Origin of the sequence: Pseudomonas solani (assembly GCF_026072635.1) — a bacterium.
GTDB classification, from domain to species: Bacteria; Pseudomonadota; Gammaproteobacteria; order Pseudomonadales; family Pseudomonadaceae; genus Metapseudomonas; species Metapseudomonas solani.
This window is the reverse complement of sequence record NZ_AP023081.1, coordinates 133,956-149,092: the sequence shown is the minus strand read 5'-3', so window position 1 is coordinate 149,092 and position 15,137 is coordinate 133,956. Positions and strand designations below refer to the sequence as shown.

9 protein-coding genes and 1 pseudogene are annotated in these 15,137 nt (G+C 69.9%); 1 reads left to right on the top strand and 9 read right to left on the bottom strand.

Annotation, left to right across the window (positions count from 1 at the left end):
• Positions 1 to 164: 164 nt before the first annotated feature.
• From PSm6_RS00710 to PSm6_RS00690, 5 genes and pseudogenes are all read right to left on the bottom strand, one after another.
• On the bottom strand, positions 165 to 2,180 hold the full coding sequence (locus PSm6_RS00710; protein WP_265169278.1) for an SWIM zinc finger family protein: 2,016 nt from the start codon (positions 2,178 to 2,180) through the stop codon (positions 165 to 167).
• Positions 2,177 to 3,301, bottom strand: coding sequence for a VWA domain-containing protein (locus PSm6_RS00705; RefSeq protein ID WP_265169277.1), 1,125 nt, complete (start codon positions 3,299 to 3,301; stop codon positions 2,177 to 2,179). Before PSm6_RS00705 ends, PSm6_RS00710 begins: the two co-directional genes overlap by 4 nt.
• Positions 3,294 to 5,761 (bottom strand): annotated as a pseudogene (locus PSm6_RS00700) (DUF5682 family protein). The gene PSm6_RS00705 and the pseudogene PSm6_RS00700 overlap by 8 nt, the downstream one beginning before the upstream one ends.
• Before the next feature lie 3 nt (positions 5,762 to 5,764).
• The gene (locus tag PSm6_RS00695) at positions 5,765 to 6,862 is read right to left on the bottom strand and encodes an AAA family ATPase (protein ID WP_265169276.1); all 1,098 of its coding nucleotides are present in this window, start codon (positions 6,860 to 6,862) and stop codon (positions 5,765 to 5,767) included.
• A complete protein-coding gene (locus PSm6_RS00690; protein WP_265169275.1) occupies positions 6,856 to 10,563 on the bottom strand; it encodes a DUF4132 domain-containing protein in 3,708 nt (1,235 codons plus the stop codon). Before PSm6_RS00690 ends, PSm6_RS00695 begins: the two co-directional genes overlap by 7 nt.
• A 407-nt stretch (positions 10,564 to 10,970) precedes the next feature.
• Between PSm6_RS00690 and PSm6_RS00685 the strand changes: the two genes are divergently transcribed.
• Positions 10,971 to 12,059 carry an ABC transporter substrate-binding protein gene (locus tag PSm6_RS00685; protein ID WP_265169274.1) on the top strand — a complete coding sequence of 363 codons (1,089 nt, stop codon included), beginning with the start codon at positions 10,971 to 10,973 and terminating at the stop codon, positions 12,057 to 12,059.
• Between the two features lie 6 nt (positions 12,060 to 12,065).
• Here the strand turns inward: PSm6_RS00685 and PSm6_RS00680 are convergent, their stop codons facing one another.
• The 4 genes from PSm6_RS00680 to PSm6_RS30380 form a co-directional block, all read right to left on the bottom strand.
• Positions 12,066 to 12,296 (bottom strand): DUF2970 domain-containing protein, encoded by a 231-nt coding sequence (locus tag PSm6_RS00680; protein ID WP_021221770.1) that lies wholly within the window; start codon positions 12,294 to 12,296, stop codon positions 12,066 to 12,068.
• Between the two features lie 52 nt (positions 12,297 to 12,348).
• Complete coding sequence (locus tag PSm6_RS00675) at positions 12,349 to 13,383, bottom strand: RNA methyltransferase (protein ID WP_021221769.1); 1,035 nt, start codon at positions 13,381 to 13,383, stop codon at positions 12,349 to 12,351.
• Between the two features lie 53 nt (positions 13,384 to 13,436).
• Complete coding sequence (locus tag PSm6_RS00670) at positions 13,437 to 13,721, bottom strand: YceK/YidQ family lipoprotein (RefSeq protein WP_021221768.1); 285 nt, start codon at positions 13,719 to 13,721, stop codon at positions 13,437 to 13,439.
• Positions 13,722 to 13,800: 79 nt separating this feature from the next.
• On the bottom strand, positions 13,801 to 15,081 hold the full coding sequence (locus PSm6_RS30380; RefSeq protein WP_371877104.1) for a methyl-accepting chemotaxis protein: 1,281 nt from the start codon (positions 15,079 to 15,081) through the stop codon (positions 13,801 to 13,803).
• Positions 15,082 to 15,137 lie beyond the last annotated feature (56 nt).

Genomic DNA, 15,137 nt, shown 5'->3' with positions numbered 1-15,137 from the left:
GGAGCCGGGGGAAGATACCAGCTCAGGTTTATGCGCAAAAGTGATGTTTGAGTATATGTAAAGAACTGGAATGCATAAGTGCGCGGCCAAGCATAACCACGCCCACCCCAACGGGCACTAAGGCGAGAATGGTTCTCGACTGGTGGAATGCACTGCCGTCGGCCCTACCCCAGGGCCAGCAGGCGGCTCATCAGGTGGCTGCTGGCCAGCAGCGCCTGCGGAGGCAGTTCGGTGGGCTCGCGCAACTGCCGCAGGTGCTGGGCGAGCAGCTCGACGCCGGCGGCGCTGGCCAGCACTTCCTGCTGCTGCAGCACCTCGCGCTGGTGCCGCGAGAGCTGCTGACGCCCGCAACTGGCCAGGGACTCCAGCACGTCCAGGGCCGGTTCCACCAGGCGCGCGGCCAGGCCAGGCGCTTCCTGGGCAGCGGCAACGGGGCGCTGGCGGTCGAGCAGGCGCTGGATGCGCTCGAACAGGCGGCGGTTGAGGCTCAGGCCGCCACGGATCACCGATTCGAAATCCAGCGACAGGCAGCGCAGCTCGCCGCTGTCGGCGATCAGCAGCGCCAGCGGCTCCAAGGTCCGGCGCCGGCCATCCAGGCTCGGCCGCACCAGCACCGCGCGGATGTCGTCACGGGCCTTCTGCGCCCGTTCCAGGTTGTCCAGGCGTTCGCGCCGTTCCGCCGTGCACGGCAGCTCCAGGGTGATGGCCTCGCCCTGGTCGTCCTCCAGCGTCCAGCACAGCACCTGGCGCACCTCATCGAGCACCGCCTCCTGGCAACGGGCCGGGCGCAGCAGCAGGCTGGTGGGGGCTTCCGCGCTGAGGGCGGCGCTGTCTTCGAGCTGTTCGCGCAGATGGCTCCAGCGGGCGATACCGATCTCGGCCAGGCGTGCATCAGCCGCGGGCCAGCGCGGCTGGGCCTGGCTGCGGCTGTCGCCATGGGCGGCCAGGCGTCCGTCGTCGGCCTGGCGCGGTGCGGTCAGGCACAGGGGCGCCTGGCACAGCTGCTGCGGCGTGGACTTCCACAACGCCTGCTGGGCCCACACCGCTTCACGGCGGAAGCCCGGGTCACTGTTATCCGGCCGGGCCAGGCTGGCTTCCAGCACGTCGCCGGCCTGCAGGTCCCAGAAGGCCAGGGTCAGGCCACGGGCGCCGCCGGGGGTGGTCCACCAGTGGGCGCCCAGGGGCAGCAAATCGAGTTGGGCGCCGGCCTGGTAGTCGCGGCGCAGGCGCCCGCGCAGGGCGGGCAGGTGTTCGGCGCCGGCACGTTGCAGGGCGCTGGCCAGGGCGTGCACCTGGGCCATCTGCACCAGGGCTTCGCGCTCGCTGATGTGGTCATCGCGGTTGGCCAGGCGGTTGATCTGCCCGCCCAGGGTGCGCAACTGGGCGGCGAGGCGCGGCAGGCCTTCGGTGCGGGCGGACAGGTTGAGCATGCGCAGCTGTACGGCGCTGGCCTGGCTGGCGTGGGACAGCCCCTGGCGCAGCAGCTCCTGCAGTAACTGCTGGACGCTGACGAGCAATTCCTGCTCCGGTGCGTTCAGTTGCAGCGGGTCGGCCGGCGCCGGCTCGCTGTCCGCCGGCCAGGCCCAGGGCTGCCCCTGTGCCTGGAACAGCAGCGCCAGCGCGGCGAGGTGCAGGGCCTTGCGTTCGCTTTCGCGGGTTTCCGAGAGCATGCCGTCGAAGCCGCCGCCGGCCAGGTAGGTGACCTCGCAGGCCAGCGTCGGCAGGTGGATGGCCAGGCGCCGGCCATGGCTCTGGTGCTGCGCCTCGAACAGCTCGCCGAGCCATTGGCGGGCCTTGCGCGTGGCGGCCTTGCCGGCTTGCTTCTGCAGCTGTTGCGGGTCCTGGGCCAGGGCGTCGCGCAGCGCCAGGTCGGCGTCCTCTTCAGTCGCTGCCTCACCGGCGGCATCGGCGGGTTGTTCGCGCAGCCAGATGACGGCCGCGAGGATGTGCTTGCAGCAGCCGTTGGCGGGGCAGGTGCAGCGCGCGGCATCGACGCCGCTGCCGTCCAGGCGCACCTGCTGGCCGTCGGCTTCCACCAGGCCGCCCTGGTCGTCGTTCTCCAGCCAGCGCAGCTTGCCGGCCTCCACGTCCTTGGTGGCGCGGCGCAGCAGGCCGGCGTTGGCCAGCACCTCCAGCGCGGCATCGTCGTAGCTGCGGTAGCGCTGCTGCCAGGCACTCATTGCATCACCTCGGCCAGCCACTGGGCGAAATGCTCCGGGGTCAGCGCGGCGATCTGCATGCCGCGATCGGCGAGGCGCTGCCCCATGGCCGGGTCGTAGACCGGCTGGGCGCCGTCATCCAGGGCGGCGAGGCCGAGCAGCCTGACCCGCGCTTCGTTGAGGCGCGCCACGCAGGCCAGCAGCGGGCCCACGGCGGCGCCTTCCTCGAAGTCGCTGATCAGGGTGAGCACCGTGCGTTGCGGGTTCTCCACCAGTTGCTCGCAGTAGCGCATGGCCTTGCCGATGTCGGTGCCGCCGCCCAGTTGCACGGTGAGCAGCACCTCCACCGGGTCGTGGGCCAGGTGGCTGAGGTCCACCACCTGGGTGTCGAACAGCACCAGGCGCACGCGCACGCTGGGCAGGCTGGCGAGGATGCTGGCGCAGATGGCGCTGTACATCACCGAGTCGAGCATCGAGGCGCTCTGGTCGACGCAGAGGATGATGTCCCAGGGCAACTGTCGGCGGACGCGGGCGTTGAAGCGTGGCGATTCGATCAGCAGGCGTTTGCGCTGCGGGTCGTAGTGCTTGAGGTTGGCGGCGATGGTGGCGCGCCAATCGAAGTTCTGTGCGTTCTTCACCAGCGAGCGGCGGAAGCGGTTGCGCCGTCCGTGCAGGGCGTTGGTGAACCGGTTGCGCAGGCGCTGGAGGATTTCCTCCACCACCCGGGTGATCAGCTGGCGCACGGCATCGCGGGTGTCCGCACTCAGGCGGCCGCGCACGCCGAGCAGGGCCTTGGCCAGCGCCGGGCTGGGTTCGAGGGTGGCCAGGCTGTTCGGGTCGGTGAGCAGGGCGCTGATCTCATAGCGCTCGATGGCCTGCACCTGCAGGCGCTCGAAGGTGGAGCGGGGGAACAGCGTGCGCGCCTGCTCCAGCCAGTTCAGCGCGGTCAGCTGGCTGTCGTCCAGCGAGCCGCCGCGCCCGCCCTGGACGTGGCCGCGACGCTGGTATTCGCGGTTGTAGAGGTAGTCGAGGGTCTTCTCCAGGCGCGCGTCGGCGGCGTCGAACTTCGCTTCGTGCAGTACGCGGTCGGCGTAGCGGCCGAGGATCAGGCGCCAGCGCCGCGCCGCTTCGAGGTCACTCATGGTGAGGCTCCTGGGCCCAGGCCAGCAGCCCGTCGCGCTCCAGCGAGCGCTTGAGCGCCAGCTGCAGGGCGGCGCCGGCGAGCAGGTCGTGGCTGTCGAGTTCGTGGTGGGCGCTGTCGAGGGCTGCCCCGGTGATGCCGTTCAGCTGCGCCAGGTGGTCGGCCAGGCGCCCGGTTTCGCGGGGCTTGAGGCGGGTGAAGGCGAGGCGCAGGTCCGGCAGGTGACGGACGAAGGTGGCCTCGTCCCAGTCCGCCACCAGGGCGTTGAGCCGGTGGGCCAGGTCATCCACCCGCAGGATCAGCTCCGGTGCGGCCTGCAGCAGCCCGTTCAGGTAGCGCACCGCGCCTTCGCTGTCGGCGCCGGTGCCGAAGCGCCGTTGCAGGGCGTCGGCCAGTTGCTCCTCGCTGCTGCGCCCGTCGATGAAACGCAGCGCGTCGAGCGCCCCGGCGATGCCGGCGGGGGCCACTGCCTGCAGGCGGTCGAGCGTCTCGTGGAGCGATGCCGCCTGCAGGGCCAGGCCGGCCTGGCTGCCGCCCAGGTGGAGGAACTCGCGCAGGCCGAGCAGGGCGTCGGTGGCGGCGCTTTCGCGTTCGGCTTCACAGGTGGCGAGGCCGGGTAGCAGGAACAGGGCGGCGGGGAGGATGCGTTGCAGCAGCGCCGGGAGCTGCGGGTACTCGTCCAGGCCGAGCAGTTCGCGGCCGCGCCAGAGGTGCAGCAGGCGCTGGCCGCAGGTCACCACGGAGGCCAGCTCCGGGTCTTCGTCCAGGTGCTCGGCCAGGCGGTCGAACAGCCGTGGCAGTTGCTCGCCGAGGCCGATCGACCCGGCTCGGGCGAGCAGTTGCGCAGCGCGGCTGGCACTGCGGCCCTGGCCGCTGGCCTGCAGCGCCTGCTCTTCGTCCAGCAGGCGGCGGATGGCGACCTCACGCAGGCTGCAGCCCAGCTCGGAGCGTTCGATCAGGCGGGCTTCGACCACCGGTGACCAGGCGTAGTCCCACTCCTCGAAGAGCAGGTCCAGCCCGGTGCCGTTGACGAAGTCCGGGCCGCCCTGGTGGCGGGCGAAGCCGCTGTCCAGGTAGGCCATCAGGTGCAGGAAGCGGCTCCGCGCGCGGTGCCGGGGCTTGCGGTAGAGGTCCAGTCGGGCGCGGCGCTGGAGGCTGTCGCTGAGGTCGAGGCGGTGGCCCAGGGCCAGGCGCCGGGCTTCTTCCACCAACGGTGGCGCCAGGCTCGACGGGGGATGTCGCCCAGGCGGTTGCCGCCCAGCTGGTTCTTCACTGCGTCGAGGAAGGCGGCCTGGCCGTCGTCCAGGCTGCCCTTGACGAAGCAGGAGTGGATGGCGTCGAGCAGATCGTAGCGCCCCGGCCCGGGGTGCTGGCGGAGGGCGGCGAGGCCAGCGGCCTGCTGCGCGGCCTGGCTGACGCTGGCGAAGGACAGGGCGTCGGCCAGCTTCCGCTCGCGGGTTTCGGCGGCGATGGCGCTGAGGATGCGCGCGGCGATGCGCTGGCGCGCCAGGGCATCGGCCGGGTGTTCCAGCAGTGCCTCCCAGACCCGCTGGTGGTAGGCCGGCGAGGGCATGCCCGAGGCGTAGCCGTTGAGGGCGTCGAGGCGGTCGAAGCTGTAGCGGATCAGCCAGGCCTGGCTGTCGCCGGTGGCGGCGGGTGTGGCGGCGGGCGGACTGTCGCTGGCCAGCGCCTCCACCAGGGCGAGGGTGTGGAAACCGCCGGTGACCACCAGCAGGGGGCCGTCGCAACGCGCCCGCCAGTCGCGGATGCAGGCGAGCATGTGCGCCTCGCGGGGCAGGGAGCCCTCGGCGGCGAGCACGTCGTCCTCGTAGTCGAGGCGGGCCATGGAGCACCAGGCGAAGGCGTCGCCGAACAGCGTGCGCCAGTCCTGCAGGGCGTCCGCGCCGCGCAGTTCGAACAGGTGCTCCCAGAGTTCGTCATGGTCACGGCAATGGGCTTCGCGGGCCAGCGCCGCAAGGTAGGCGCTGTGGGCCAGGTAGCGCTCGGCCATCAGGCTGCGGCTCTGCTGCGGGTCGTCCTCGACGGCCACCTGGCGGGCCCAGGGCAGGTCGATGAAGGCCAGCCGTGCGCCGAGGCGATGACCTTCGCGCAGGGCCTGCCATTCCGGCGAGTAGTCGCAGAAGGGGAAGAACGCCGAGCGCGGTGGTGCGTCTGCCGTAGAGCCGCTGCGGTGCTGGGAGAGGATGGCCAGGGGCGGGCGGCTGCGCGGGTCGAGCAGGTCGGGAATCAGGGCGTCGAAGTCGGCCGGCCCCTCGATCAGCACTGCTGCCGGGCGCAGTTCGTCCAGCTGCGCGCGCAGGGCGAGGGCGCAGGCCGGGCTGTGGTGGCGCAGCGGCGCGAAGTGCACGCCGGCTGCTGCCAGCGCCTGGCGGTTGCGCTCGGCGGCCTGCAGCCGCGCGGGCAGGCGCGGATCGGCGGCGGGGCTCGATTCGGGCGGCATGGGTCAGTCCAACAGGCCCTTGCTGGCGTCGAAGAAGTGCTTCCACTGGCCGTCGCGGCGGGCGCGCTCGCGCACCACGCTGTCCAGGTAATGGCGCAGGCGCTTGGCGTCGTCGCGGTTGTCCTTGAACACCACGCCGAGCAGTTGCCGCGCCAGCTCGGCCGGGCCCAGGCGGCCGTCGCCGAGGTAGCGGGCCTCCAGCGCGGCGGCGTAGGCCACGCTGACCGCCTCGGCGGTGGACATGACCGCGTCCGGCGCCTTGATCGCGGTGCCCTCGCGGGTGGTGCCGCCGCGCAGCTCCTGGAACACGGTGACCAGCAGGCCGATGACGTCGCGCTCGACCACCACCTTGCCGGCCTCCTCGCCCAGTTCCCGCAGCAGCTGGCGCATCACCAGTTCCACCTCGAACTCGCCGTCGGCGATGGGGCGCACCGTCTCGAAGTTGAAGCGGCGCTTGAGGGCGGCGGACATCTCGTGCACGCCCCGGTCGCGCAGGTTGGCGGTGGCGATCAGGTTGAAGCCGGGGCGGGCGTGCAACCGCCCGGTCTCGCCCAGCTCGGGGATCATCATCTGCTTTTCCGAGAGCAGGGAGATCAGCACGTCCTGGATCTCCGGCGGGCAGCGGGTGATCTCCTCGAAGCGCACCAGCTTGCCCTGGCTCATTCCCTGGTGCAGCGGCGAGCCCACCAGGGCGCGCGGGGTCGGGCCTTCGGCCAGCAGCAGGGCGTAGTTCCAGGAGTACTTGATGTGGTCTTCGGTGGTGCCGGCGGTGCCCTGGATGGTGAGCATCGAATCACCGCTGATGGCGGCGGCGAGCAGCTCGGAGAGCATCGACTTGGCCGTGCCCGGCTCGCCCACCAGCATCAGGCCCTGGCGGCCGAGCAGGGTGACGATGGCGCGGTCCACCAGGGCATCGTCGCCGTAGAACTTGCGGCTGATGCCGAGCGCCTCGTCACCGAGGATGAAGCGTCGCACCGAGCGCGGCGAGCGCAGCCAGCCGGGCGGCAGGTCGGCGCCGGCCTGCTGGTCGGCCTGGGCCAGGCGTTGCAGTTCCTCGGCGAAATGCTGTTCCGCAGCCTGGCGGAGAACGGTGCTTACCATGGGGTCTTCTTCTCCCACTGGGGATCGAAGCCGACGCAGGCATCGGCGGCGGCGCGGTAGTCGGCGTAGGTTTCGGCGAGCAGGACCGGCGGGATGTCGGCCAGCGGCAGGCTGTCGCCACCGGACCAGCGATGGCCCATCTTCTCGAAGGTGAGCCGGGTCAGCGCGGCGGGGACGTTCTCCTCCGGCAGGCAGTTGCCGGTGAAGCCGATATTCACGCGCAGGCCCAGGCTGGTGAATTCCTTGAAGTAGTGGTCGAAGAAGCCTCCGTCCTCGGCGGCCGCGCGCTGGTAGCCGAGCTTGGTCAGCACGCCGCGCAGGGTGAAGGTGTCGCTCAGCCAGCCCAGGCGGTCGCCGATGGCGTTGCCGCTCTCCTGGTCGGCGACGGCTTCGGCGCTGATCTCCGGCAGCTGGCGCGACATCTGCGCGAACAGCGGCTTGACCTTGTAGTCCTTGAAATGGCGGACCCAGCCCTTGGCCGTTTCGCCATCCACCAGGGCGGCGTGGGCGAGGCGCACGAGGCTGCCGTCGGCCAGCTCCACCTCGTCATCGTCGAGGTCGATCAGGCTGCCGTCCTCGGTGGGGCGGAACAGGCGCGTCGCCCCCTCGGCGCCCACCTCGGCCCAGACCAGGCGCTGCAGCAGGTGGCGCATGATCGGGTGCTGCTGCAGGTACTCGCGCCACTCGGCCACGGGCCACAGGCGCGCTGCGCACATGGCTTCGTAGAGGCGCTGGCTCTGCAGGTCGATCACCTGCTTGAGCTCCTTCTTGCTGGTGGAGAGCTGCGTCTTGGCCTCCTTGATCAGCGCCGGGTCGTCGCTCTTACGCGGCTCCGGCAGGGCCTTGACCACCTTGCCGTCGGGGTTGCACAGCTCCAGCTTGAGCGCGGCATCGAGGCGCGCGGTGAACAGGCGCTCGCCGTACTGCAGGGCGAGCACGCCGTTTTCGTCGAAGCCGGCGCTGGGGATGGTGCGGTCGGCCAGTTCGTCGGCGCTCCAGCCGTTGCGCTGGGCGATCTGCTCCACCAGCTCGCGGGCGCGGGTCTGGACCGAGGCGGTGCGGTGGCGGCGGGCGATGGACAGCAGCAGCTGGATCACCAGCGGCTCGTTGCTGTTGGCGGCGGCGCTGAGCATGGCTTCGATCTGCGAGCGACGCGGGTAGTGGTCGCGCATGTAGGCCTGGATCAGGCTCACCTGCTCGTGGCCGGTGGTGTGCCAGGTGAGGGCGAGGATGCCCTTGTCGGCGATGGCGCTGCCCAGGTAGGTGCCCAGGTGCTCGCGCTTGAGCGATTCGAAGGCCTGTTCCTGGGTGATGTCGGCGTACTCGGGCGAGTACTTCGCCCAGGCCTGGTAGTTCTGCATCTGCCGCGCGACATTGGCCTGGGCGTAGGCGATGGCCTCTTCCAGGGTCGGGTTGCGGGTGTCCTGGGCGATGAAGGCCAGCAGCAGGCTCTTGCCCAGGGCGTTGCGGCTGGCAGGGGCGAGGCGCTCCAGGTAGCGGTTGAGCAGGCCGTTGCCGGCGGGCTCCTTGAGCTTGCAGGCGAGGATCACCCACCAGCGCAGGATGGCCGGTTCCACCGGGGTGCCGTCCAGCCACTGGCAGGCGGGCAAGTGGTCCAGGTCGAGCCACGCGAGGCTGGCCGGCGGCTTGGTTTGCAGGCCTTTCTGCGCCTCGGCCAGCAGCACGTCCGGGGCCAGGTGGCCGGAGATGTCTTCGCCGAGGCTTTCCAGGGTGGTGAGCAGGGCGGCGCGTACGGTTTCGCGCTTTTCCTTGGCCAGGGTCGCCTTCAGCGCGGGAATCGCCTCGCGGTAGCCCAGGCGCTGCAGCCATTCGGCGGCCAGGGTGCGGATCTCCTGCTTGCTCGAAGCCAGGGCCTCCACGGCGCGATCGCCGATGTCCGGCAGGGTCTCCAGCAGTTGCTGGGCTTCGGCGCGGTTGGTCTTGCTGCTGCCCAGGGCCAGCTCCAGCAGCACGGGGATGAAGCGCGCCGGCAGGACGGGGAACTGCTCGAGCAGGGTCAGCGTGGTGGCCACGCTGTAGCTGTAGCGGCCCGGAGCGGGGCGCAGGCCGAAGGCCTCTTCGATGAACTCGGGGTGCGCGGCGAAGAAGGGCCAGACGCGCTCCGGGGCGATCTGCCCGATGGGCGAGTTCCAGCCGAAGCAGATGTCCGCCGTGGCCCGCGCCGGGTCTTCATGGCCACTGCGTTGCAGGGCGTCTTCCAGGGTGCGCAGGTCCAGGCGCTGCAGGGCGTCGCCCTTGAGCCACTGGGCGACCTGGTACCAGTTGAAATGGCGGTTGGCAGGGGAGCGGAGGATGTGCAGCAGGTTGACGTCGGGGTTGGCGGCCAGGCGCCCCTTGTATTGCAGCACCAGGTCTATGCCGTTCGGGAACTTGCCGCGCGCCGCGCCGTTGAGGCGCTCCAGGGCGTTGCGCAGGTCCGACTCGCCCAGCGCCTGCAGCGACTTGTAGGTCTTCTGCTGCCAGTCCCACTTGCGCTTGTGTTCGAGGTTCTGGCGGACCTCCTCCTCGGCGGAGATGCGGCTTTCCTCCAGCAGCTCCACGAGGTTCTGGCGCAGCAGCTCCAGCACCGCATCGCCGAGCTGGACCTCGGCGCAGCGCTCGAAGTCGCTGGCCTCGGGCAGTTCCTCCTGCTGGGCGCGGGTCTGGCTGTCCAGGCGCGCCAGGGCATTGCTCAGGGCCTGCTGCACGGGCTTGGAGCTTTCCACCTCCAGGCGTGCCTGGAGCAGGGCGCGGGCTTCCTCGCCGCTGCGGGCGAGCATGTCGGCGGCCTGGGCGCGCTCGCTGTTGGCGCCGGTTTCCAGCAGGTGTTGCAGATGGCTGAGCTTGACCTCCAGCGGCAGCGCCTCGACGTGCGGCGCGGCGGCGCTGCGCACGCTCTTGGCCGCGCTCACCGCCAGGCGTACCAGCACGTCGGCAAAGGCATCGGCCAGGGGGCGATGGTTACCGAGCAGCTCTACCAGGGTCAGGCAGCCGCCCGCCGACAATTGGCCGGGCAGGGCGCGGGTGCTCTCGGGGTGCTGCAGCAGGTAGTCGCTGGTGCCGGGGAGGGCGAGCAGGGTGGCGATTTCACGCCAGTGGTAATCGTTGAGGTCGCGACGGTCGAGGACCAGCAGCAGGGCGTCGTCCGCCGGCAGTTCGTCCACCGCCAGCAGGCGTGTCAGCAGGGCGAAGTTCCAGTGCTTGCGCATGTCCTCGCCGTGCTTGTTGCCGAGGTTCTTCACCGTGGTGTGCAGGGCATCCACCACCAGGTAGATGAACCAGTCGGGCACCTTGGCGGTGCGCACCAGGTTGGCGCCCTGGCAGGCGGCCGCGAGCACCTTGCCGAAGCGGGCGAGGGCCAGCGGGTCGGTTTCCGGGGTGACTATATAGAGGCGGGCGCGGGCGTTGGCGGCGGCGTTGATGCGCTTCTTGTGCTTTTGCGCGTCGTTGCGCACGTTGCCCGAGGGGTGCCACCAGCCCATGGTGGCCGGCTGGTCGAGCAGCACCACGGCCTCTTCGCCGTTGAGCTTGCCCAGGTCGAGCAGCACCGTCTCGTCACGGCCGCTGAGCACGTAGCTGGCGGCGCGGGTCGCCAGGCCCGGGACGAGGATGTCGAGCACCTCGAGGCTTTCGGCGACATGCTTGGTGAAGGGGGTAGCGGGGGTGGAGAGGCCGATTTTTTCCAGCAACTTCTGCAACATGATGAACCTGTCCTTGGCGGTGCGATGGCCGATGGTAATTCATCCGGGCCGGGCGCGACCCCCGCTATCGCCTCGTCAATGCCTGTTTCTGCTGCCTGGCTCATGTTTTTCCGTTGCACGGGGTTACCGGGCGGGGGAGAGGGCCATCGCGTCGGCTTGAGAGGTTGCCGGTCCTGGTCTTAACTCGTGGGCGTAGCACCCATAACCACAACAAGGGGATGCCATGAACGATCACACCGAAAACTCCAGCTCGGACAGCGGCATCGATGCCGTCGCGATTTTCTGCCTCATCCTGATCGTGGTCGCCACGGCGGTGTTTTGGGTCAGCCACCAGTAGCAGGAGCAAGCGAGGCGGCGGGGTGTGGCGCGGGTATACTGCAGCGCATTCGACGAAAAGGTTTTCCTTGATGTCCTTCCCACGCTCCCTGGCCTTGTGCATGGGGCTGTTCTGTTGTGACCTGGCGCAGGCCGCCTCCGTTGTGTTTCTCAACCCCGGTCGTAGCGACGAGCCGTTCTGGCGCAGCTACGCAGAATTCATGCGCGCGGCTGCCGATGACCTGGGTATGGAATTGCGCATCGAGTTCGCCGAGCGTGACAACGCGCGCATGCTGGGTCAGGCCCGCGCAGCGCTCCTGGGGCCCGAGGCGCAGCGCCCCGACTACCTGGTATTCGTCAACGAGCAGTACGTCGCACCGGAGATTCTCCGGCTGGGGCAGGGCAGCGGGGTGCGCTTGTTCATCGTCAATAGCACCTTGACGGATGAGCAACGCGGCCTGGCCGGCGGCCCGCGCGAGCGCTATGGCAACTGGATCGGCAGCCTGGTGCCCAATGACGAGGAGGCCGGGGCGCTGATGGCCGAGGAGCTGATCCGCCAGCAGCGCCGTGTGCAGCCACAGGGTGGGATCGAGATGCTGGCGTTCTCCGGCGTGAAGCAGACGCCCGCGGCCCGCCTCCGGGAGGCGGGGTTGCAGCGGGTGCTGGCAGCCAACCCGGATGTCAGGCTGCGCCAGCTCGTGTATGCCGAGTGGGACCGTGGCCGGGCTCTAGAGCAGGCCCGCCAACTGCTACCACGCTATCCGAGGGTCAGCCTGGTATGGGCGGCCAATGACGCGATGGCCTTCGGCGCCATGCAGGCTGCCGATGAGTTGGGCGCGCAGGTGCGTGGGCGCTTGCATTTCTCCGCGCTGAACAACTCTCCCGAGGTGCTGCAGGCGCGTGTCGATGGGCGCGTGGATGTGCTGGTGGGCGGGCACTTCACCTTGGGTGGCTGGGCACTGGTGATGCTGGCGGATTACGACGCTGGGCAGGATTTTGCCCGTTTCGGCGGCGCGGACCAGCGCGCGCGGTTGTTCACCCGGCTGGATGCGCGACAGGCTCGGCAGTTGCTGAAGCACCTCCAACAGCCGGGCTACGGCGTCAGGTTCCGCGATTTCGGTGCGCGTGGGCACCCGGACTTCTCCGGCTACCGCTTTTCCCTGTCTCCGCTGCTGGATTGACACGCACTACAGCCCGGCGAGGTGCAGCACCAGCTTGACCACGCCGAACAGCGTCAGCGCGAACACCAGGGTGAAGAGCACCCCGAGGATGATGAAGTGGCTGGGCTTGCCACGGCTGAAGTCCCGCGAGCGGTTCTTGCCGCTCTGCACGCCGAAGGCGGCCGCCGCGACGCTGTGGAGCATCTCGCGGAAGGTCAGGGGGCGTTGGTTGTCGTCGTCGATCTTGCTGTCGTCCATGGTGCACCTCCGTGGGGCACAAGCTTAGCTCGCCCCCGGCAGGTTGCCCGGATCAATGCACGGGATGCAGCAGGCGGGTGTTGACCTTCTCGGCGCGGGCGCGCAACTGGCCACAGCCGCCATCGATGTCCTGGCCGGCGGAATTGCGCACCTTGGTGAGCACGCCACGGCTGTGCAGGTAGCGCACCAGCTCGATGATGCGATCACCGCCCGGGCGCTGGTAGTCGTCCGCTTCCAGGCTGTTGTAGGGGATGAGGTTCATCACCGCGAACTTGCCCTTGAGCAGGCGCAGGATGCCGTCGGCTTCCTCCTGGCTGTCGTTGATGCCGGCGAGCAGCGTCCACTGGTACTGGATGGGGTAGTCCGTGGTGCGGGCATAGGCTTCGCCCAGCTCCACCAGTTCCTCGGGGCTGATGCGCGGCGCCTTGGGCAGCAGTTGTTCGCGCAACTCGGCACGGCTGCTGTGCAGCGACAGCGCCAGGGCCGGCTTGACCCGCTGCTGGGGCAGGCGCTCGAAGACGCGCGGGTCGCCCACGGTGGAGAACACCAGGTTCTTGTGGCCGATACCGCCGTCGGTGCCCAGCAGGTCGATGGCCTCCAGCACGTTGTCGAGGTTGTGGGCCGGCTCGCCCATGCCCATGAACACCACCTTCTTCACCTTGCGGTAGCGCCGCGCCAGGGCCACCTGGGCGACGATCTCCAGGCTGCCGACCTGGCGCAGCAGGCCGCTCTTGCCGGTCATGCAGAACACGCAACCCACGGCGCAGCCGACCTGGCTGGAGACGCACAGGCCGTCGCGGGGCAGCAGCACGCTTTCGACCATCTGGCCGTCGGCCAGGCCCACCAGCAGCCGTGCCGAGCCGTCGGCGGCGGGATGCTCGGAGCGCAGCCGCGCGAGGTTGTCCAGCTCCTCGGCCAGGGCCGGCAGGCCTTCACGCACGCTGATGGGCAGGAAGTCCTGGGCTTGCTGGCGCAGGGTGCAGGCATCGAGGGGCTTGCCCTGCAGCCAGGCGCGGATCACCCGCCCACGGTGGATGGGTTTGGCGCCGAGGGCGGCAAGGCGGTCGTGCAGGTCTTGGATGCGCATGGGGCGCGAATCCTACCACCGGCGTTCGTGCTTAAGTAGGGGCGACGCGGCCTTCAGGGCCGCGCGGTGTGGTCGTGGGGCAGTAGTGCGGTGTCCACCACCAGGTCCAGTGGGATCGAGGCCAGAGTGGCCACCGGGCAGACCAGCGACATCCAGCAGAACAGGGTCAAGGGCGCGTAGCCGCTGTTCAGCCCATCGGTCAGCAGCTGCCAGTCGGCCTGGGTGCCCTTGTAGTAGTCGGCGTCGACCAGGTGGGCGCTGTCGCCGCGGGCGATGAAGCTGCCGCAGCCGCCGAGCAGGAGGGGGAGCAGCAGGACACAGGTACGAGGAAGGCGCATGCCGGTTCCTTGTGGCAATGAGGGGGCGCCATGCTAGCAGCAGGCGCCCCTCACCCAGGGCGGCATGGGGTCGCGGCCTTCAGCGGCCCCGGCTCAGCTCCGCCAGGCGCGTCGCCGACTGGCGCATCGCCTGGCCGAGGGTGTCCAGGTCCACCGCATCGCGGGCGTTTTCCTCGCTCACCGAGTGGATGCGCACCGCCAGTTCGTTGATCTCCTGGGTCACGTGGCTCTGCTCCTGGGCGGCGACGGCTATCTGCTGGGCGCGCTGGGAGATGTCGTCGAAGCTCTGCACCGTGGTCGACAGCGCGGTGGCCGCGCCTTCGGCTTCCTCCACCGCATGGCGGGTGCGTGCCTCGCCGGCCTGCATGGCCTGCACCGCCTGGCGCGAGGCCTGCTGCAGGCTGGCGATCATGGTGCTGATCTCGTTGGCCGAGCTCTGCGTCTTGGCCGCCAGGGAGCGCACCTCGTCGGCGACTACAGCGAAGCCCCGGCCCTGCTCGCCGGCCCGCGCCGCTTCGATGGCGGCGTTGAGGGCCAGCAGGTTGGTCTGCTCGGAGATGGCCTTGATCACATCGAGCACGGCGCCCACTTGCTGGCTGTCTTGCTCCAGGCGCGCGATCACCGCGGCGGCGGCGGCCATTTCGCTGGACAGCGCCTGGATGGAGCGGCTGTTGGAACTGACCTTCTGCTGGCCTTCGCTGACCACGCCCTGGGAGCGCTGGGCGGTGTCGGCGCAGTCGTTGGTGTTCTGCGCCACCTCGTTGGCACTGGAGGACATCTCGGTGATGGCCGCCGCCAGCTGGGTGTTTTCCTGGCGTTGCTGCTCGGCGCGGTGGAGCAGGGCGCCACTGAGGCGGCCGAGGCTGGCGGCTTCTTCCTGCAAGCGGCGGGATTCCTCGGCGATCACCTGGAGCATGCCCTGCAGGCGCCCGGCGTACTGGTTGACCGAACGGCGCAGGCCGCCGATCTCGTCATCACGGAGGATGGTCAGCGCGCCGCCGTGGCCCTGGCCGCTGCCGAGGGCGTCGATCTGCGCGGTGGTTTCGCCGAGCTGCTCCAGCACCTTGCGCCCGGCCAGCCAAACGAAGAACAGCAGCAGGCCCAGCAGCGGCAGGAGGAACGCCAGCAACTCGTAGGTGAGCGCGCGCGCCAGGCCGGTGACCCGCGCCTGAGGGGTGACCAGGCCGATGGTCCAGCGGGTTTGCGGCATCACGAAGAGGTTGGCCTGGCTGGCTTCGCCCAGCAGGGCGTCGTCGTCCAGCGCCACGCTGGCGGTGCCGCTGGAGCCGAGTTTGCGCCGGGCCTCCGCCAGCGGCTGCAGCCAGGCTTCACGGGCGGCGAGGTCGTCGAACTTCTGCATGCTGGCTTCGGCGCCGCTGCCCGGCAGGGGGAAGAACAGGATGTTGCCGGCCGGGT